The organism is Tunturiibacter psychrotolerans (assembly GCF_051013365.1).
Lineage (GTDB): Bacteria > Acidobacteriota > Terriglobia > Terriglobales > Acidobacteriaceae > Edaphobacter > Edaphobacter psychrotolerans_A.
Genome location: NZ_CP132941.1, coordinates 794,677 through 814,100, shown reverse-complemented (window position 1 = coordinate 814,100; position 19,424 = coordinate 794,677). Strand labels below are relative to the sequence as shown.

The window sequence follows — 19,424 nt, the reverse complement described above, 5'->3', positions numbered from 1 at the left end:
GAGTACACGTGAGCCAATCTCATTCCGATGCGCTGGTTTTCTTTGGCGCGACCGGCGATCTTGCTTATAAGAAGATTTTTCCTGCGCTACAGTCGATGGTTAAACGCGGCACGCTGAATGTTCCGATCATTGGTGTGGCGAAGGCTGGTTGGAATCTTGATCAGTTCAAGGCGCGTGCTCAGGATAGTCTCGAAAAGCACGGCGGGCTCGATCCTGCAGCGTGGGAGAAGCTGAAGTCGCTGTTGCAGTATGTCGATGGCGATTATGTGGACCCTGCTACGTTCGTCGCGGTGCGGAAGGCGCTCGGTTCTTCGGAGCGGCCGGCACATTACCTGGCGATTCCTCCTTCGCTGTTTGAGGAGGTTGTCGAGCAGTTGGTGAAGTCGGGTTCGGCCAAAGGCGCGCGGATGATTGTGGAGAAGCCGTTCGGGCATGATCTGGCTTCGGCGCAGGAGTTGAACCGGATTCTGTTGTCCGCGTTTCCAGAGTCGTCAATCTTTCGCATCGATCATTACCTTGCGAAGGGGCCGGTTCATAACATGGTGTCTTTTCGCTTTTCGAATACGTTCCTGGAGCCGATCTGGAATCGTGACTATGTTGAGACAGTTCAGATCACGATGGCGGAGGACTTTGGGGTTCAGGGTCGTGGGGCTTTTTACGACCAAACGGGCGCGATTCGCGATGTGATTCAGAACCATATCTTCCAGGTGATGTGTAATCTCGCGATGGAGTGTCCGGCGCGAGGCGATGCTGAGTCGATGCGTGATGAGAAGGTGAAAGTGCTCAAGGCCATTCCACCGATTGAGGCGAAGAATCTGGTTCGTGGCCAGTTCCGTGGCTATCTGGATGAGAAGGGCGTTGCACCTAACTCTAAGGTGGAGACGTTTGCTTGTCTGAAGCTTGAGATTAACTCGTGGCGGTGGGATGGCGTTCCTTTTTACATTCGTGCGGGGAAGAATCTTCCGGTGACGTGCATGGAGGTGATGGCGCGGTTTCGCAAACCACCGCACACGAACATCACTGAGCCGCATACGGCGCAGAACTACATGCGCTTCCGGATCAGTCCCGAGATGACGGTGGCGATGTCGGTCTCGATTGCGAATGAGCTTGAGGGTTCGGGTCGCGAGTCAGTGGAACTGATTGCCAGCCGCCACCCGAGTCCAGAGGAGATGGAGGCGTATGAGCGGGTGTTGACGGATGCGATTGCCGGTGACGCTACTTTGTTTGCGCGACAGGATTACGTTGAAGAGGCCTGGCGGATTGTGGATCCTGTTCTGAAGGAAGACACGCCGGTGTATGTGTACGAGCCTCAGACGTGGGGTCCGGAGGAGGCAGGTGATCATCTTGTTCCGTGCTGCGGATGGGATAAGCCGCTTGCTCAGGAGCCGGACGACTTCAGGGTTGTCGCAAGATAGAGTCAGAGTCTCTGCATAGAGAGAGCCTCGGCGTGGCCGGGGCTTTTTCAGGCTCGGGTGACGGTGATTCCGAGTTTTTCGTAGGGGCGCAGCAGGGCCTTTTCCGCAGAGCGTTCTGTGATGATGCCGCTGATCTCTGAAAGAGGGACGACGACGTAGGGGGAGGCTGCGTTGAGCTTTTCGGAGGAGGCAAGGACGATGGTTTCGGCTGCGGCGCGGCTGAGGGCTCGCTTGATCGCGGCTTCTTCGTAGTCTCCTGTGGTGAGGCCGGTCTTTGGATGGATGCCGGTTACTCCCATGAAGAAGGTGTCTGCGTGGATTTGCGCGATTGTGTCGATTGCGGTCGCGCCCATGGCGACGACTGAGTGCCGGAAGAGGCGTCCTCCAATGAGGATGACTTCAATGTTCTGGTGGTCGATTAGCTCGATGGCGATGGTTGGGCTGTGGGTGACGATGGTGGCTTTGAGGTCGAGTGGGATGTGCCGGGCGACTTGTCTGGCGGTGGTGCCGCCGTCGAGGATTACGACCTGGCCTGGTTGAATCATCTTTGCTGCTGCGCAGCCGATGGCTACTTTGCCTTCGGGAGTGATTCGTTCGCGGCGGGCGAAGTCTGCGACGGCAGGTGAGGCGGGGAGGGCTCCGCCGTGAACGCGTTGCAGGAGGCCTTCGTGGGCCATCTCGCGGAGATCTCGGCGGATGGTGTCTTCGGAGACGCCCATGGATTGGCTTACTTCTTTTGCGATGACCTGGCCCTGGCGCTTGAGGATGGAGAGGATCTGCTGTTTTCGGTGGGTGGTTAGCATTTTTCCTATTCACGAGAATACTTGACTTTGCACGAAACTGCACGATATGGTTCGGGCATGATGAATTTCGTGCAGACTCCCTCTATGAAAGATCGCGTGCGGATCAAGAAGGTTGAGACGCTGTCGGATGATTGGTACGTGTTGAAGAAGACGACGTTTGATCTGCAGAGGAGCGATGGAACCTGGCAGCAGCAGAGCAGGGAGACTTATGACCGTGGCAACGGCGCTACGATTCTGCTGTATAACCTCGAGCGGCGCACGGTTGTGCTGACGCGGCAGTTTCGCTTTCCGGCTTTTATGAATGGGCATTCGGGCTTGTTGATCGAGACGGCGGCGGGGCTTCTGGATAAGGCCAGTCCGGAGGAGCGGATCAAGGCGGAGGTCGAGGAAGAGACTGGGTATCGCGTTGAGCATGTTCGGAAGATCTTTGAGGCTTTTATGAGTCCGGGCTCGGTGACGGAGAAGCTCTATTTTTTTCTGGCGGAGTACGACAGTGGGAGCAGGGTAGCGGCTGGGGGCGGCAACTTCGTTGAGGGTGAAGATATTGAGGTTTTGGAGCTTTCGATCGAGGACGCTATGGCGGCGATTGAGCGGGGGGATATTGCAGATGGCAAGACGATCATGTTGCTGCAGGATGCCTTTATCCATGTGTTTAGCGAGGCAGGGAGGGCGATTCCGACGGTTTGCTGAGGGCTGTGACAGATTTCGGTGCGGAGGACTACAATTTCGAGCGCGGTGTAGGTAACGATCTCGAGGGAGTGGATTCTATGGCTACGATGACTGCGGTTCAGCCGGGGACTTTTGGGTTTCCTGTGTCGATCAAGAAACGGTATGAGAACTACATTGGCGGGGAGTGGGTGGCGCCTCTGTCGGGACAGTACTTTGAGAATGTGACGCCAGTGACGGGGCAGGTGCTGTGCGAGATTGCGCGCTCTAATGCTGCGGATGTGGATCGTGCGCTCGATGCGGCGCATGCGGCGAAGAAGGCTTGGGGCAAGACCTCGACGACGGAACGTGGCCGGATGCTGGAGAAGATTGCGCAGCGGATTGAAGACAATCTCGAGATGCTGGCGACGGTGGAGACGTGGGATAACGGCAAGCCGATTCGCGAGACGATGGCGGCAGATATGCCTCTCGCGGTCGATCACTTCCGTTATTTTGCGGGCGTGATCAGGGCGCAGGAGGGATCGATCTCTGAGATCGACAAAGACACGATTGCGTACCACTACCATGAGCCGCTGGGTGTGATTGGGCTGATTATTCCGTGGAACTTTCCAATCTTGATGGCGACGTGGAAGTTGGCGCCGGCGCTGGCGGCAGGGAACTGCGTGGTGTTGAAACCGGCAGAGCAGACGCCGATGTCGATTTTGGTTTTGATGGAGTTGATTCAGGATATTCTGCCGCCGGGCGTGGTGAATATAGTCAATGGTTTTGGGCTGGAGGCGGGCAAGCCGCTAGCTTCGAGCAAACGCATCAACAAGATTGCGTTTACGGGGGAGACGACGACGGGGCGACTGATTATGCAGTATGCCTCGCAGAATATTATTCCGGTGACGCTGGAGTTGGGCGGAAAGAGCCCGAATATCTTCTTCAAAGATGTCGCGAGCGCAGATGATGCGTTCTTTGATAAGGCGCTTGAGGGCTTTACGATGTTTGCGCTGAATCAGGGCGAGGTTTGTACTTGTCCGTCACGCGCACTGATCCAGGACACGCTCTACGACCAGTTCATGGAGCGGGCGCTGAAGCGGGTGGGAGCGATCAAGCAGGGCAATCCGCTGGACAAGACGACGATGATTGGAGCGCAGGCTTCGAGCGAGCAGATGGAGAAGATTTTGTCTTACTTCGACATCGGCAAGCAGGAGGGCGCGGAGGTGCTGGCGGGCGGGAAGCGCGCTGCGCAGACGGGCGATCTGGCGGAGGGTTTCTATATTGAACCGACCGTTTTTAAAGGCAACAACAAGATGCGCATCTTCCAGGAGGAGATCTTCGGGCCCGTGGTTTCGGTGACGACCTTTCATGATGAAGACGAGGCGTTGGCGTTGGCGAACGATACGTTGTACGGGCTGGGCGCGGGTGTCTGGACAAGGGATATGAACCGGGCGTATCACTTCGGCAGGGCCATTGAGGCTGGACGGGTGTGGACGAACTGCTATCACCTGTATCCGGCCCATGCTGCGTTTGGAGGGTATAAGCAGTCGGGTGTGGGACGAGAGAATCATAAGATGATGCTCGAACACTACCAGCAGACGAAGAATCAACTGGTGAGTTATAGCCCGAATGCTATGGGATTTTTCTAGACGACAGCAGCAGGTCCCCTTCGGGGATGACAACTAGAAAGCAAGGACCACAACCAGAAACCAGCATGACAACTTCAAGACGGGCACGACAACTCGAAAGGCAAGAGCGGGTCTGGCGATGACAGTAGAAGTACCGGAACAGGTTGTGACGACGCCTGCTGCTGTGGAGTTGATGGGCAGGTTGTCGAGCAAACATGGGGAGCTGATGTTTCATCAGTCGGGAGGTTGCTGTGACGGCAGCTCCCCCATGTGCTATCCGCGGGGGGAGTTTTTGGTGGGGGATGGCGATGTGTTGCTGGCGACTCTAGGGGAGACTCCGTTCTATATGAGCGGGAGTCAGTTTGAATATTGGAAGCATACGCAGTTGATCCTGGATGTGGTGCCTGGGCGCGGGGGAATGTTTTCGCTGGAGAATGGGGAAGGGGTGCGATTCCTGATCCGGTCGAGGGTATTCACGGATGCGGAGATCGTGGCTCTGCGAACGGCGGGAAGGATCTGATAAAAGGAAGCCTGTCCGATGTTCTAAGCTGGTTTTTTTGCTGCGAGACACTTTGCCATGATGGCGGAGTGAAGGCGCTCGCGTAGCCCGGGCGAGACTTCGTAGATCTCGTTGCCCTTGTAGACCTCGATGGTCTGGTGAGTGGTGTTGAGGACGACGCGGCAGTGCTGGCAACCAGCGGTGTGCTCGCTGATCTCTTCACGAAGCTCAAGGGTGAGTTGGTCGTCGAAGTAGTCGGAAAGATGGCTCAATAGGTCCGTGCAGTTCATGCTGGCTGGCCCTCCTGCTTCTGCCGGAAGTATCTGCTGAGGCGCTCGCGCAGTTGAAGGCGCGCACGCAACAATCTTGATTTGACCGCGGGTACGCTCAAGCCGAGTGCCTCCGCAGTCTCTTCCGTGGAGAGATTTTCAACGTCGCGAAGAGTGAAGACGGTGCGAAAGCCTGGAGGAAGACCCTGGATGGTCTTACGTAGGATCTCGGCGAGCTCGGCCTGGTTGTATTGTTGCTCGGGGTTTGGCCTCCACTCGGCGAAGTCACGAGGGATGGAGCCTTCGTCGGTCTGGACGTCTTCGTCCATGGAGACGGTCTTGCTGGTTTTGCGCTTGCGCAACCGCATGAGGCTCTCATTGACCGCGATGCGGACGAGCCAGGTTGAGAACTTAGAGTTTCCCTGGAACTGGTCCAGCTTCTCGTAGGCCTTGAGGAATGCATCCTGCGTAATGTCTTCAGCGTCTTCACGGTTTTGAGTAATATGCTGCGCGACCCGGAAGATCTGGCGCTCGTACTGACGGACCAGTTGCTCAAATGCTGCGGTATCCCCTTCTTTTGCGCGCGCTACGAGCGCTACGTCGGGGTGTACCTCTTCCGTGGCTGGGGATTGGATGGCGGGCATGAGTGAAAAGGTGCGGAAACAACGCTGAAATCGCCTCGTTACCGGAGCGCGAAGATCAGTATCTACAACATAGTAAATGTCGGTGGGTCAGAGAGCAAAGGTTGTCGCTGAAGGTAAGCCTTTGCGGGGGCTGGCTTCGTAGCGGTTTAAAGCGGTTACCGGAGAACACGACCTGGGAGGTTTGTGTTCTCCGGCGTTGACGGACGTTGATGGAGCAGGGGTTAGCTGCGGGCAAACTTGCGGCGGAGTGCTCCGGCGGCTCCGACGAGACCTGTGCCGAAGAGGATGAAGGAGCTTGGCTCAGGGGTCGCGGCTGCGGTGACGTTGGTGAAGACGAAGTTGTCGTCGTTGTAGTCGAGGTCGGATCCCGAGAGCGGTTTGAGGCCGGTGACCCCAAGATCTTCCATGCCGATGTAGGTGCCTGCGGGGATTCCGTTGACGCCACCGGAGTAAGGCGTGGAGTAGGCGTGGTTGTAGCCATCGTCGTTATAGTTGGCGGGTGAGGCAACGCCGAAGTAGTCAACGGAGCTGAAGTATTGTCCAGTGGTGACGTCGTCCAGGATGAAGATGAGCGTGTCGCCGGCTGTGACCGAGAGTGAGACGGACGAGCCAACGGCGGAGCTGTGGTTGTCGAGGGAGGGCGCGGTCATTGCGCCGGAGGTCTTGTCCCAGAGGATGATCTTGTCGTCGTTGCTCGCGTCTGAGGAGTAGAAGTAGGCGGTGACGTCTCCGGTTGCTGTAGCGGTAAATGAGTGGTCGGGGGCGAACTGACCGACGTTTGCATAAGGAATTGAGTCGGCCAGGAGCGGGGATGAACCGAGGGCAAGAAGGGAAGCAAGGGTGAGCAGGGTTAGGCGCATAGTGTTCCTCAGGCGGATCTAATGATGCTTCTGAAGGAAGAGGAAGCAATCCCGAGACCAAAAGCAAATCATGCATTTTCTTGCATATTTGCACGCTTCTTTCTTTTTTCGGCCGGGAGTGGAAAATGTTTACCCTTGCTGTGGAAAACGATTTTCAATTCGTCATACCAAGATGACCCTGCGCCGATAAGACTATAAGGAGGCCGAATGGGCGCATCGTATGAAGTATCTGTGGTGGTTCGTGCTCGATTGGCGCTGCGAAGGTGCAGCGGGGCAGCTTAGAGTGGAAGATGTGGGTTGGAGAGAACAAGGGAACAATGGTAACCATCGTGGGTAATGTTAGGCGGGCGATGGTTGTCGCCATTTTGATTGGGATCATGTCGCCTGCGGGGGACGGGCTGTTCGCACAGACTCCGAGTCAGACGCAGACACCGCCTGCCGCGCATGCCAAAAAGCCGGCGTCCAAAACTGGGACCCAGTCTTCGGCTGCGGGGGCTAAGGCGAAGGGCCCGACTGCGAAGAGCGGGGCTTCGGGTAAGGGGGCAAAAAAGAAGAGCGCTCCGACTGGGAAGAAACATATCGTTTCCCGGAAGCCGACGGCGCAGACAATTCATTTGACCAGCGCGTTCAAGGCTTCGGAGCAGCTTCGTCCGATGGCTCAGCAGTTGGCGTCGACGCGATCGCCGGCGGCCTACAGTGGCGTGCAGGCTTATGCGCGGCAGCATCCGGGGGAGGGGGCCGCTGCGGCGTACCTGGCACTGGGACATGCTGCGACGCTCGATCATCGGTACGACGATGCGGTGCACAGCTTCCTGCTGGCGAATACGAGCGGTACAGCGTTGGATGACTACGCGGATTATCTTGGAGCGCAGGCGGCGGTGCAGGCGGGACATGGAGCGGATGCGTATGGGTTGCTGGACAACTTCGCAGCGCGACATCCGGAGAGCATCTTCGATGCGAATGCTCCGGTTCTGTTGGCGAACGCTCATCTGCAACAGAACGATCCTCAGGGGGCGTTGAAGGTTCTTGTGCCGTTGGCTGACTCGGCGCAGGCGTCCCATGTAGATTTTCGCTATGCGCTGGGACGGGCTTATCAGACGTCGGGGGATACGACGCATGCGGCTTCTATCTATCGGAATATATATGTCGGCTTTCCTCTGAGTGTGGAGGCGGGGCAGGCATCGTCGCAGTTGCAGGCAATGAATATGCCGCTAACGGCTGCGGAGCGTAAGGTTCATGCCGATCAGCTGTTCAATGCCAAGCGATATGCCGAGGCAGGGGAGGAGTATCACTCGATTGAACGGGATGGTTCGTTGAGCGCGGCGGATCACGATGCTCTGCTGATCTATGCGGCGGCCTGCGATATGAGGATGAAGCATATCAGCCGGCGAGAGGTGGAGAAGCTGCCGGACACGAAAGATGACAGCGCGGCGTTGAAGCTGTATCTGCTTGCGGAGTTGTCACGGACTGAGAATGATCAGACTGCGCATGATGCGTTGATTGCGCAGATGGTGAGGGATTTTCCAAATAGCAGATGGTTGGAAGAGGCGTTGTACTCGGGCGGCAACATGTATCTGTTGAAGCACGATCCGCAACAGGCAACTTATCACTATGCTCTGCTGGTGAAGTTGTTTCCGAAGAGTACGTATGCGGCTTCGGCGCACTGGCGTGCGGCGTGGATGAACTATCGGCTCCACAACTATTCGGAAGCGGCGCGGTTGATGGATGAGCAGATTGAGATGTTCCCGGCGGGGATTGAGGCTCCGGGAGCTCTCTACTGGCGAGGGCGAATCTTCGAGGACGAAGAGAAGAACTTTGGGCAGGCGGTGAACTACTATCAGGCGCTGACGGCCTCTTATGTCAACTCGTACTATGCGGGACTGGCGAGGCAACGGCTCAGTGTGCTGAAGACGCAGGCGACGGATGTTGCTCCTGCGGCGGCTTTGAGCTCGGTGCGGGTGCCGGTGATTCCGGAGTTGACTGGAGAGTTGCCCGAGAATGAGCCTCACCTGATCAAGGCGAGGTTGCTGGCGAATGCAGCGCTTAATGAGTACATCGGGCCAGAGATTCAGGCGAGCTCCACTTCGAGTGAGTGGGGGGCACTGGCCCAGGCTGAGATCTACTCATCCTATGGTGAGACGACTCGGGCGATTCAGTCGATGAAGCATAGCGGTATCTCCTTCTTTTCGATTCCGCTCGATCAGGTTCCGACGGTGTATTGGAAGCTCTTGTTTCCACAGCCGTATTGGACGGATTTGACAGCGAACGCACAGAAGAACGGGCTCGATCCTTATCTGGTGGCATCGCTGATTCGGCAGGAGTCGGAGTTCAATGCCGGAGTTGTGAGTCATGCGAATGCGTGGGGATTGATGCAGCTGTTGCCTTCGGTGGGGAAGGCTGAAGCAAAGAAGCAGAAGATGAAGGGGTTCAATGCGAATGAGCTGTTAAATCCTTCGGTGAATCTCGAGCTGGGAACGGCGAATCTGCGACAGGTGCTGGATAGATTTGGCGGCCAGGCTGAGTATGCGCTGGCGGCTTATAACGCAGGCGATGTGCCGGTACGGCAGTGGATGGCGATCGGTGATTACAAAGATATTCCGGAGTTTGTGGAGTCGATTCCATACACCGAGACGCGGGAGTATGTGCAGGCGATTCTACGGAACCGTGAGATCTACCATGCTCTCTATGCGACGCACTAGAAGCGAACCTTGCTTGCTCCTTGTGTGCAAAATGTGGGATTGACAGGGACGGGAAATCCGTTATTCTTTGCACCAGAAGTAGTGCATGGGCGACCAGGCACCAAGTCATCCAGGAGGTCTCTTCCGCAACCTAAGTGATCAGCATTGGCGCTAGAACGTGAGTCATGAATGCAGACAACCGTTGGAAGAAGAGGCAAGCATGGTAGCGGAATTAAATCTTCTTGAAGTGTGGATCCCGGAGCAGATGCAGCCGGGTACGTTGTTTCTGCTAGAGCAGGCGGGTGACCTGGGGAAGGCGGATAACCCTTACTGGGCGGTGCTTGCGTGCCCATCTTGCGGCTCGCTGGGATTGATTACGAGACAGCAGTGTGCTGGGCTAGAGGCTATGATCTGTGGCGCTTCGGATTGCTCGGCAGAGTATTTTCTTGAAGATCAGACGATTCGGTATCGATTAGCGAACTGACGTTTTGGCCTCGATCGTGATTGTGTAGTGATCGTTGATGTCATTCGTGTCTTAGGGCGACGACGGGGTCCATGCGCGAGGCGCGCACTGCGGGGAGAAGCCCGGAGATGATGCCGACTGCAGCGAGGATGGCGAACGAGACGAGCATGATGGCCGGTGAGGCGCGAAGAACGATATCGCCTTCGTGGTTGGCGGTCTTGTAGATGTCGGAGTAAAGCGGCATCGGTGGGATCAGATACGCGACGATAACGGCGACGACCATCCCGATGACGCCTGCGAGAAAGGTCAGGGTCAGGCTCTCGAGGAGAAACTGCGTGAGGATGTCTTTGCGGCGGGCTCCGAGTGCTTTGAGAAGGCCGATCTCGCGTGTGCGCTCGGTGACTGAGACAAGCATGATGTTCATGACGCCGACGCCGCCGACGCCGAGCGTCATGGCACCGATGATGCCGAGAAGAAGATCTAGCGCAGTGCTGAACTGCATGATCTCGGCTGAGTCGGCGACTGTGTCCCAGGTGGGAACGGCTTTGTCGTCTTTGGGATCGAAGTGGTGTCGCTGGGCGAGGACGGCGCGTACGGCTTGTAGTGCTTTGAGGTGGAGTTCGGGCGCGCTGGGTTGGAAGACAATACTGCCGGGGTCACGTTCGTTGCGAAGAAGGCGCATCATGTCGAAGGGGACGAAGGCGTTTTCGTTGTCGGGGCCGTTGTTGGACGAGTCCTGGATTTTATTTTTGAGGACGCCGATGACTTGAAAGACGTGGCCTTCAATCTCGACGGACTCGCCGACGGGTGGGTAGCCGTTGAAGAGTTTTTGGGCGGCGTGTGGGCCGAAGATGACGACCTGGCGATGATCGGTGAAATCGGCAGCTTCGAAGTAGCGGCCCTGTTCGATGTTGAGTCTACGCATACCGCCGTACGGGAAGTCGATGGCTTTGCTCTGAATGTTGACGACCTTTGAGCCGTACTTGAAGCTGAAGCCATCGTCGGTCTCGGAGCTGACCGCTTTGAGGAAGGGAACTGCATCGCGCACTGCTTCTGTATCGCCATCGAGGAACTTAACTTTTTTGCCTGACCGCTCGCCGCCGGCCTGCATGCTGGTCTGGCCGCCCCATATCATGATGACGTTGTCACCAAGGCCCATGAAGCCGTTGAGCACGCCTTCGCCAAGGCTTTTGCCATAGCTGAGCAGAAGGACTACGGTCACGAGTCCCCAGACGATGCCGAGCATGGTGAGACCCGAGCGGAGGCGGTTGCGGAGGAGTGAGTCGAGGCTTTGGCGAATGATTTCACGCAGGTTCATCTCTACTCTGTCCTCAGGCATTCCATGGGGCTAAGGTTGGCGGCTCGCAATGCCGGATACATTCCTGCGAAGACGGTGATGGCTGCAAGAGTGGTGAGCGATGCGGCGATGGCCAACGGAGAGATTACCGGGTGCGGAACGAAGTCCGGGAGTGGGACGTAACGCATCACGATGCAGACGCCCACCCCTAGAGCCAAGCCAGCGAACCCGCTCACCAGGGTAATGATTGCGGACTCGACAAGGAATTGGCGTTTGATGTCGATAGCGGTGGCTCCGAGAGCCTTCCGGACACCTATTTCGCGGGTGCGTTCGGTAACTGCGACCAACATGATGTTCATGACGCCGATGCCTCCGAGAGCGAGGGTGAGGAGCGCTACTGCTCCAAAGAATAGTGTCATGACACTGAAGATGCGCTCGGTGAACTTCGAGCCTTCCAGTGTGTCCCAAACCCAGAGGGCTTCCTTGTCATCAGGGTTATAGTGGTGGCGCTCGGCGATGATTTTCGAGACCTGAGCTAGTGCTTTTTCGTGCAGATCGGGTGATATCGGTTGGACGACGATGTTGTTGACGTATCCGCGGATGACTCCGGGGCCTTCGGTCGGCGGAAAGTCGCGCGCCATGGCGGAGTAGGTGGTAAAGAGTTGCGTATTGTCGGGCCCGCTACCGTAGCTGCCATTTTGTTTCTTTTTCGCGAGGACTCCGATGACGGTGTATTGGTAGCCGCTTACCATCAGTGGTTGTCCGATGACGGCTTTACCGGGGAAGAGCTGGCGGTTTGCTTCGGCGCCGAGAAGGATGACGCGGGCTCCCTCGGCTTCATCCTGATCGGTCATGAGGCGTCCCTGCTCGACGGTGAGCGAGCGGAATTGCTGATACTGCGGCCATACTCCGCGAACTGCGCGATTGGCTGCGTTCCACTGACTGACCTCCGAGACGCTGCGGCGTAGTTCGGGGCTTACCGTCTTGACCAGGTTGGCCTGTTGTTGGATGGCGATGGCGTCATCGATGGTGAGGTAGATGTCGCGGCCAGCCGCGTATCCTCCGGCCTGGGCACCAGTCTTTCCGCCGAAGATGATGGCGATGTCGGTTCCGATGGTCCGGAGATGTTCCTTTTGGTCGATGTTGAACCCGATGCCGAGGCCGACGAGAAGGATCACCGAAGTGATCCCCCAGACGATGCCGAACATCGTCAGGAAGCTGCGCAGTTTCGTGTCCCAGAGTGCAGACAGCGTTTGCATCAGAATTTCGTGAAGAGGCATAGCTGCGGATCGACCCCGGGATAAGATGCGAGCTTCGTTGGGGAGATACGCAGGAATGGTCGTAGATGTTCCTTTGCCGGGGATGCTGGAAGAATGCGTTAAGATGGTGCAGGTGGGATAATTTCTCGCAAGCCCGGATGGTGAAATCGGCAGACACAGCGGACTTAAAATCCGCAGACCTTAACCGGTCGTGGGGGTTCAAGTCCCCCTCCGGGCACCATAGAGACTAATTAATATGAATACTTTGAGTCGACTTGTATCCGTCCTGATCACGCCCTCAGCGAGCTCATGAGACTGCTGGGGGATATAGTGGCAGGTTTCATGTTAGTGTTGACTGCTCGATATCCTGTTCACAAATGACTGTGTGTGCTTCGGGTTGCTATGCGTATATCGCGCCGAAACAGTTGTTGAGACGCTGAAGTCTTCGTGCCGGATCGTCGCGATGTGCCGAAATTCCATAGGAATGAACTGAACTATCACCGAAACGGACAAGTCCACTTTGCGATTGACACTCCGGGAGAGGCGATAGGCTCGCTGGCGAATGGGAGGATCGAAACGACTATGCCAACAATATATAGGATCATCGGAATGTTGACGGTTCGTGGGAACAGCTCACATCCTGGTGTTGGACAGACGATTTTCTTTAACTTTGAGCTTGAGTACTCGCAGGCGATTGATCCGACCGTTGTTGGAACACCGATAGTTGCTTCATTCGGTCCTCTCGGAGAATTTTCCTTAAAGACGCACTCTGCGTTGGGGTATTTCGGATTTTTCAGCCCTGTTGCGGAGATAGACTTGTTATTTAGCTCTGTGTCCCGTCGTCCGGTCATAAGTGGACAATCGTGGCTCTACAGCTGCACTAACGCGCCGACCGGTCCCTGCGCCCCTTTTTATATTGCTCCAGGCACGAATATTTACGGAACGGCCTGTGCCGAGATATTTGAGGTTCCGACACCTGAGCCCAGACCACGCTGTCTGAGTGTGAGCAGCATTTCATCTCGGTAGTTGCATCTTCAATTTTCAACCGCAATTCGGCCAGGAGCCATTCGAACCCAGCATGAAGCACGTTAGTTTTAGACTGTTTTTTGGAGCCTGCCCGGCTAATTGACTGTCCACTTTTCGAGTGGGTGGGCCGATCTACCCGCCGCTGGAATTTGAACTTGGACTATCTGCCAAAGCCTCGGTGTGACCCAAAGTCGTTTGCCAAATTCAAACTTCGAGAGATCGCTTCCAGGACTTCCTTGGGCGCCGACTGAACAAAAAAATGATCTCCGAGAAACAGTTTGGTCTCGAAGCGGGAGTTGGTGTGTGCACGCCAGCCCTCCAGGTCTTCTATCCGCAGGCCGCTATCCTCCACTCCTCCAAAGGCAGTTATCGGGCAATCGAGAGGAAGTCCGGGCTCATAAGCGTAGGTTTCAATCATTTGCACATCAGCGCGAAGCATCGGCAGCAACAGTTCCATTAACTCCGTATTGGCCAACACTTCGCGCGGGAGTCCGTTGTATCGGCGGTTAATTTCCGCGATAAACCGGGCGTCCCGGAGGAGGTGAAGCGGAGGCTGCGGATCAGCAAACTGGGGCGCCCGCCTGGCCGAAACGAAGAGATGAATTGGCCCTACCCCGTAACGACTGCGCAACAGCCGCGCCAGCTCAAAACAAAGTATCGCTCCCATGCTGTGGCCGAAAAGCACATACGGCAGGTCCAGCTGGGGTTCAAGAGCTTCGGCGGCGCGCTCAACGGCATCTGACATTCGGATGAATGGTGCCTCTCGGAGCCGACTCTCGCGACCGGGCAGTTGGATCGCGCACAATTCCATTTCGGAACCGCTGAACTCCGGCCAGCCACGATACAGCGCAGCACCCCGCCCGGCGCATGGCACACAAAAAAGGCGTAGGCGCGGCTCCGAGGCCGACCGCGAGCGAACAAGCCATGGATCGGGAGTGGGCACTCTCCTCAGCCTAACTCAAGTTAGCCATCTGCTTGAGAAGCGAATCGACCTCTTGGTCGGAGAGCTCGGGCAGCCGGTGCAGGAGCTGGTGTGCCGACTCGCTGTCAATTGCGTTCCGGGTGAGTCCGTCTCGCGAGCCATTGGCCGGTACGCCGTCAGAAGGGTCTTCCGCGGCTTCGACCAGTGTCTCGAGTATTGACACCAGGTTCGTTACGGAAGGCCCGTTCAAAATACTAACCAGCGGTACGGCTATGCCCCATTGGGTTTGCATACGATTCTTCAGTTCGAGTGCCATCAGGGAGTCCAAGCCAAACTGGTTCAGCGGACGCGTCACATCGAACTCAGCGGAGGGAAGCCGTAACACTCGCGCCGCCTCCGCCTGAAGTTTGTTAGTGAGCGTCTGACGCCGCTGCGCGGGATCCATGGCCCGGAGCAGTTCGGGGCTCAACGAGTTTTTTCCGGCGGGGGCTCGCTCGCCTTTTTCTGGCGCCCTCGCGACTAGCTCTTTGAGAAACGGGGAACGCCCCAGCGACGGAACTGCAGACTCGAGCTGAACCCAGCTCATGGGCAATACGGAAATCTGCACGGTCCCCTGCCTTATTACCTCCTCCAACGCCCTAATAGCTACGTCCGGTGGAATCGTGCTCATGCCGTGTTCACTCCAGCGGCTTGCATCGAGGTCGGTCACGCTGCGCACCATTCCCAAGTCGGCCCACGGCCCCCAGTTGATGCTCGCAGCTTTCAAGCCGATGGCTTGCCTACAGTGCGCGAGTGCATCCAGGAAAGCATTCGCCGCCGCATAGTCGCCGAGGCCGGCAGCTCCGAGTACGGACGCTCCGGACGAGAAACATACGAAGAAGTCGAGCGCCATTGAACGTGTGAGGTCATGGAGGTTCCACGTTCCCTGAACCTTCGGAGCCAGAACGCCGACAAACCGATCCCAGTCCTGCTGGAGGATGACGCCGCCTTCCCAGATACCCGCTGCATGAATGATTCCCCGCAACGGCGGCATTGAACCATCAATCTGAGCGAGAAGCGCGGTAACATCCTCTCTCCGGGCAACGTCGCCCTGGAACTGTGTTATCTCAACGCCGGCTTCCTGCATCTTTTTGATCTGTTCGTCCGCGCTGGCGGAAGCACCACGACGGCCCATCAGGATGAGGTGTCGAGCACCCGCATGCGCCATCGACTGCGCAACGTATATACCGAGGTCCCCGAATCCTCCGGTTATCAGATATGTTCCGTCGGGATTGTACACAGTTGCGTGCGGGGCAGGCGCTGTGCCAAGACTGGCACGCCTCAGCCTCGCGACATGGCGAACTCCTTTTCTAAAGGCGACCTGGTCTTCATTGTCCGTAACGAACAATTCGCGATGTAGCGAGACAACGTTCTGCTCGCAGTCGAGTGGATCCAGATCGATGCCGATACACCGCAGTTCGGGATACTCCATAGCGACGACTCGACACAGTCCGCGGAGGGGCGCCTGCGCCACTGCGACTGGCTCTGGATGTGATCCAACTGGCTGGACACCCCGCGTGACCACCCACATCCGAGGCACTTTGACGCTTGTGGCGTTTTTCAGCGACTGGATCAGGTGCAGAATGCTGCCGCAATTGCTGGTCTGTGCCTCCCGGAGCGTATCAATTGTCAGGTGATCGTTGGGCGGAGAGTCGAGGCTCCAGAGATGGACGATCCCATCCCAGGAAGAACCGTGGGCCTCGCAGATCCGGCGATACAGGAGCTGTACCTCTTCGGGTCGCGAGGGATCTGCGGTGAATATCGAAGCGTCGGAATCCGCCCCTGGACTGCACGCCATCGCCAGAACACAATCGTGACCGCTCGATTTGAGTAATGAGGCCAATGAAGCACCAAATCCTTGAGAATCGGCAAAGATCAGCCACTTCTTTGTGGGAGTGTGTGCAGAAGCCCTGGTCTCTTCAGGCGGCTGCGGCTCCCACTGAACTTCATAGAGCCAATCCTTGAATCCCGTTTCCTTTTCTTCTTTGCTCTCCCGCGATCGAGTGAGGCTTTGTTGGCCGCTGGCGATTTCCGCAACAATATTATTGTGCTCGTCGAGAAGGCGCACTACACCAAATCCACCCTCGTCGGGCGAAGCGGACCATTCGGCTCGCAACGACACTCCTTTCTGCGCCGCAGCTTGCAGCCTCTCCTTGCCTACGGGAACGCTGATGATCAACGCACGGTTGCTTGCAGATGGATGCGCTGAAGAGTCGAGAGAGAATCGGTCTCGCTGGAATGGATAAGCTGGCAAAACTACCCGCCGGCGCGAATGGTTCTTATCGACTTCAATCCAGTTGATGTTGACCCCGTTGACGTAAAGGCTTCCGAGGGTTTCCATGATTTGTTCCCAGTCGTGGTCTGGGCGGAGGGAGGGAAGCCAGAGGGTATCGCCTTGTGGGAGACACTGTGCGCCCATGGTGACCAGGATGGGCGAGGGGCCGATCTCCAGAAATACCCGGTAGCCCTGCTCGTACACGGCTGCGATGGCATCGTGGAAGCGCACTGTGTTCCTCAGGTTGTGGCGCCAATAGGCGGCGTCCAATAGCTCGTCCCCAGTCACCCATTTCAACCGCATGCTGGAGAACTGCGGGATCTCCGGCTCGCGATAGGTGGCTCGCGCCGCCGCTCGCTCGAATTCCTCCAGCACCGGCTCCACCAGCGGCGAGTGAAACGAGTTCGATACCTTCAACGGCTTGGTCTTGACTCCCTGCGCCTCGAGATGATGCAACACTTCGTGGACCGCCGTCCGCTCTCCGGAGATTACCGTGCTCTGCGGACCGTTCAAGGCCGCGATGCTGACCCGGTCGCGATATGGCTCCAGCGCCTTGGCCACCTCTGGTTCCCCCGTCATCAGTGACGCCATCAGACCGATTCGAGGAAGGCTGCTCATCAAGCGCCCGCGCTCCCGCATGATCATCAACCCGTCTTCCATGCTGATCATCCCGGCCACCGTCGCTGCCACAATCTCCCCCACGCTGTGGCCCATCACCATGCCGGGTTCCACTCCCCAGGACCGCCACAACTGCGCCAGGCCGTATTGGATCGCGAACATCGCCACATGCGTGTATTCGGTCTCGTCCAAAGGGGTCGTCTCGCTTGGCGGCGGATAGAGCACCGAACGCAGCGATCGTGCCAGATGCGGCTTCAGCAACTCGTCGCAACGATCCACCACCTCGCGAAAGACAGGCTCGCTCTCATAGAAAGACCGTCCCATGTTCAGGTACTGGCCGCCCTGCCCGGTGAAAAGAAAAACCACCTCCGGGCGGCGAGTCAGATCCGCATGTGCCTGGAAGACGCCCACCGGATCCTGGCCTTCGGCACACGCGGCCAGCCTTTCCCGCAATTGCTCAGAGGAGGCAGCCACCACCGAAAACCGATGCTCGAAATGCGATCTCCCCGAATTCGCCGTGTGGCACACATCCGCAAACGAAAGTTCAGGATGTTCTCCCAAGTGTGCCGCGTAACGCACGATGCTCTCCTGCAACGCTCCACTCGTCTTCGCAGAAAGAGTCAATACATCATGCGTCCGCTGCGCTTTTGTATTGGCCTCGCTCGGCTCGGGGTATTCGGCGACTAGGATGTGAGCGTTCGTTCCGCTGAAGCCGAACGAGCTGACCGCAGCGACACGCGGCGTGGTTCTCGCCGGCCACGGTCGTAACTGCGTTGGGACTTCGAGTGGGATCTCATCCCACTGAATGTAGGGGTTGAGGGTTTTGAGGTTGAGATGCGGCGGTATCTGCCGGGATTGCAGGGACAAAACCAGCTTCATCAGACCGGCAATCCCGGCCGCACCCTCCGTGTGGCCGATATTGGTTTTGACCGAGCCGATATACAACGGATCGCTCTTCGTACGGCCATCGCCGTAAACCGCACTGAGTGCGCCGACTTCGATTGGATCTCCCAGAGACGTGCCTGTGCCGTGCGTTTCGACGTAGTCTACTTCGTGCGGCTCTATGTGTGCCGCAGCCAGTGCTTCACGGATCACGGCCTGCTGCGCCAGCCCGTTCGGTGCCGTGATTCCGCCGCTTCGGCCATCCTGGTTCACTGCCGAACCTCGAATCACCGCCATAACCCGATCGCCATCGGCGAGCGCGTCGGAAAGTCGCTTCAGCAGCACCATACCGCAGCCTTCGCCCCGTGCGTAGCCGTCGGCTGCGGCATCGAAGGTTTTGCAGCGACCGTCCTTTGCCAGCAACCCTGATCGCGAGAACATGATGGTCGAATCAGGCGCGAGCATGAGGCTTACACCACCGGCCAGCGCCGCCTTGCACTCCCTCGTGCGCAGGCTGAGACAGGCGAGATGAACAGCGACCAGCGAAGAAGAACACGCCGTATCCAAACAGATGCTGGGACCGTGCAGACCCAGGAAATACGAGATCCGCCCAGGGATGATCGAATGCGAGGCTCCCGTAGCAAGGTACATATCCAGTTGCTCAGGGTCCAACTCGGACATCAGCCGCAAATGGTCGCTGTTGCAGGCTCCGACAAAAACGCCGACCTTCGAGCCTGCCAATTTCTCTGGCGATTGGCCTGCATTCTCCAACGTTTCCCAGGCAACCTCCAGTAACAATCTCTGTTGCGGATCCATGCTGGCCGTTTCCCGCGGCGAAATGCTGAAGAAGAGGGGATCGAACCGGTCGACAGAGCCGAGAAATCCACCGTAACGGGTGCATATCTTTCCAGGCTTCCCGGGTTCCGGATCGTAAATCGAATCGAGATCCCAGCGGTCCGGAGGAACCTCGGAAATGGTATCTACCCCGTCGCGGAGAAGTCGCCAGAACTGTTCCGAGCTATCGGCACCGCCGGGAAATCGGCAGCCCATACCGACGATGGCGATAGGCTCCCGCTTGTCTTTTTCGAGTGACTCTAACCTGTCTTGAAGCTCTTTGACCAATAGAGCCAGTTTTCTAGGTGGTAGTTTGGAGATCCTGTCGAGGAAATCGCTCATCGTATTTAGTCCGCTTTCTGCTC

General features: G+C 57.2%; 14 protein-coding genes and 1 tRNA gene. 7 read left to right on the top strand and 8 right to left on the bottom strand.

The annotated features are described in order from the left end of the window. The first annotated feature begins 8 nt into the window (after positions 1-8). Positions 9-1,415 carry a glucose-6-phosphate dehydrogenase gene (zwf, locus tag RBB76_RS03180; protein WP_429628863.1) on the top strand — a complete coding sequence of 469 codons (1,407 nt, stop codon included), beginning with the start codon at positions 9-11 and terminating at the stop codon, positions 1,413-1,415. A 47-nt stretch (positions 1,416-1,462) separates the two neighbouring features. Here zwf and RBB76_RS03175 read toward each other — a convergent pair whose 3' ends face one another. After that, a complete protein-coding gene (locus RBB76_RS03175) occupies positions 1,463-2,218 on the bottom strand; it encodes a DeoR/GlpR family DNA-binding transcription regulator (protein ID WP_429628864.1) in 756 nt (251 codons plus the stop codon). A gap of 57 nt (positions 2,219-2,275) precedes the next feature. Here RBB76_RS03175 and RBB76_RS03170 point away from each other — a divergent pair, with 57 nt between their 5' ends. From RBB76_RS03170 to RBB76_RS03160, 3 genes are all read left to right on the top strand, one after another. Further along, positions 2,276-2,908, top strand: coding sequence for an NUDIX domain-containing protein (locus tag RBB76_RS03170; protein WP_433963515.1), 633 nt, complete (start codon positions 2,276-2,278; stop codon positions 2,906-2,908). Positions 2,909-2,985: 77 nt separating this feature from the next. Next, positions 2,986-4,515 (top strand): aldehyde dehydrogenase, encoded by a 1,530-nt coding sequence (adh, locus tag RBB76_RS03165; protein WP_429628866.1) that lies wholly within the window; start codon positions 2,986-2,988, stop codon positions 4,513-4,515. A gap of 118 nt (positions 4,516-4,633) precedes the next feature. Then, positions 4,634-5,014, top strand: coding sequence for a DUF779 domain-containing protein (locus RBB76_RS03160; RefSeq protein WP_429628867.1), 381 nt, complete (start codon positions 4,634-4,636; stop codon positions 5,012-5,014). A gap of 23 nt (positions 5,015-5,037) precedes the next feature. Here the strand turns inward: RBB76_RS03160 and RBB76_RS03155 are convergent, their stop codons facing one another. The 3 genes from RBB76_RS03155 to RBB76_RS03145 all read right to left on the bottom strand — a co-directional run bounded on the left by RBB76_RS03155 (position 5,038) and on the right by RBB76_RS03145 (position 6,766). After that, entirely contained in the window at positions 5,038-5,283 is a 246-nt protein-coding gene (locus tag RBB76_RS03155) for an anti-sigma factor family protein (RefSeq protein WP_429628868.1), read from the bottom strand. Further along, entirely contained in the window at positions 5,280-5,906 is a 627-nt protein-coding gene (locus RBB76_RS03150; RefSeq protein ID WP_353063339.1) for an RNA polymerase sigma factor, read from the bottom strand. The genes RBB76_RS03155 and RBB76_RS03150 overlap by 4 nt, the downstream gene beginning before the upstream one ends. Positions 5,907-6,127: 221 nt before the next feature. Then, positions 6,128-6,766 (bottom strand): PEP-CTERM sorting domain-containing protein, encoded by a 639-nt coding sequence (locus RBB76_RS03145; RefSeq protein WP_429628869.1) that lies wholly within the window; start codon positions 6,764-6,766, stop codon positions 6,128-6,130. Positions 6,767-7,083: 317 nt separating this feature from the next. Here RBB76_RS03145 and RBB76_RS03140 point away from each other — a divergent pair, with 317 nt between their 5' ends. Beyond that, entirely contained in the window at positions 7,084-9,465 is a 2,382-nt protein-coding gene (locus RBB76_RS03140) for a transglycosylase SLT domain-containing protein (protein WP_429628870.1), read from the top strand. A gap of 199 nt (positions 9,466-9,664) precedes the next feature. Continuing rightward, the gene (locus tag RBB76_RS03135) at positions 9,665-9,928 is read left to right on the top strand and encodes a hypothetical protein (protein ID WP_183978996.1); all 264 of its coding nucleotides are present in this window, start codon (positions 9,665-9,667) and stop codon (positions 9,926-9,928) included. Positions 9,929-9,968: 40 nt separating this feature from the next. Here the strand turns inward: RBB76_RS03135 and RBB76_RS03130 are convergent, their stop codons facing one another. After that, positions 9,969-11,225: an ABC transporter permease gene (locus RBB76_RS03130; protein ID WP_429628871.1), complete on the bottom strand. Its 1,257-nt coding sequence runs from the start codon at positions 11,223-11,225 to the stop codon at positions 9,969-9,971. Positions 11,226-11,227: 2 nt separating this feature from the next. Next, positions 11,228-12,463, bottom strand: coding sequence for an ABC transporter permease (locus tag RBB76_RS03125; RefSeq protein ID WP_429628872.1), 1,236 nt, complete (start codon positions 12,461-12,463; stop codon positions 11,228-11,230). A 152-nt stretch (positions 12,464-12,615) separates the two neighbouring features. Here RBB76_RS03125 and RBB76_RS03120 point away from each other — a divergent pair. Next, positions 12,616-12,704 (top strand) — tRNA-Leu (locus RBB76_RS03120). A gap of 945 nt (positions 12,705-13,649) precedes the next feature. Here the strand turns inward: RBB76_RS03120 and RBB76_RS03115 are convergent. Both RBB76_RS03115 and RBB76_RS03110 read right to left on the bottom strand, forming a co-directional pair. Then, positions 13,650-14,363 (bottom strand): thioesterase II family protein, encoded by a 714-nt coding sequence (locus tag RBB76_RS03115; RefSeq protein ID WP_433963555.1) that lies wholly within the window; start codon positions 14,361-14,363, stop codon positions 13,650-13,652. A gap of 79 nt (positions 14,364-14,442) precedes the next feature. Continuing rightward, positions 14,443-19,401 carry a type I polyketide synthase gene (locus RBB76_RS03110; RefSeq protein ID WP_429628874.1) on the bottom strand — a complete coding sequence of 1,653 codons (4,959 nt, stop codon included), beginning with the start codon at positions 19,399-19,401 and terminating at the stop codon, positions 14,443-14,445. Positions 19,402-19,424 lie beyond the last annotated feature (23 nt).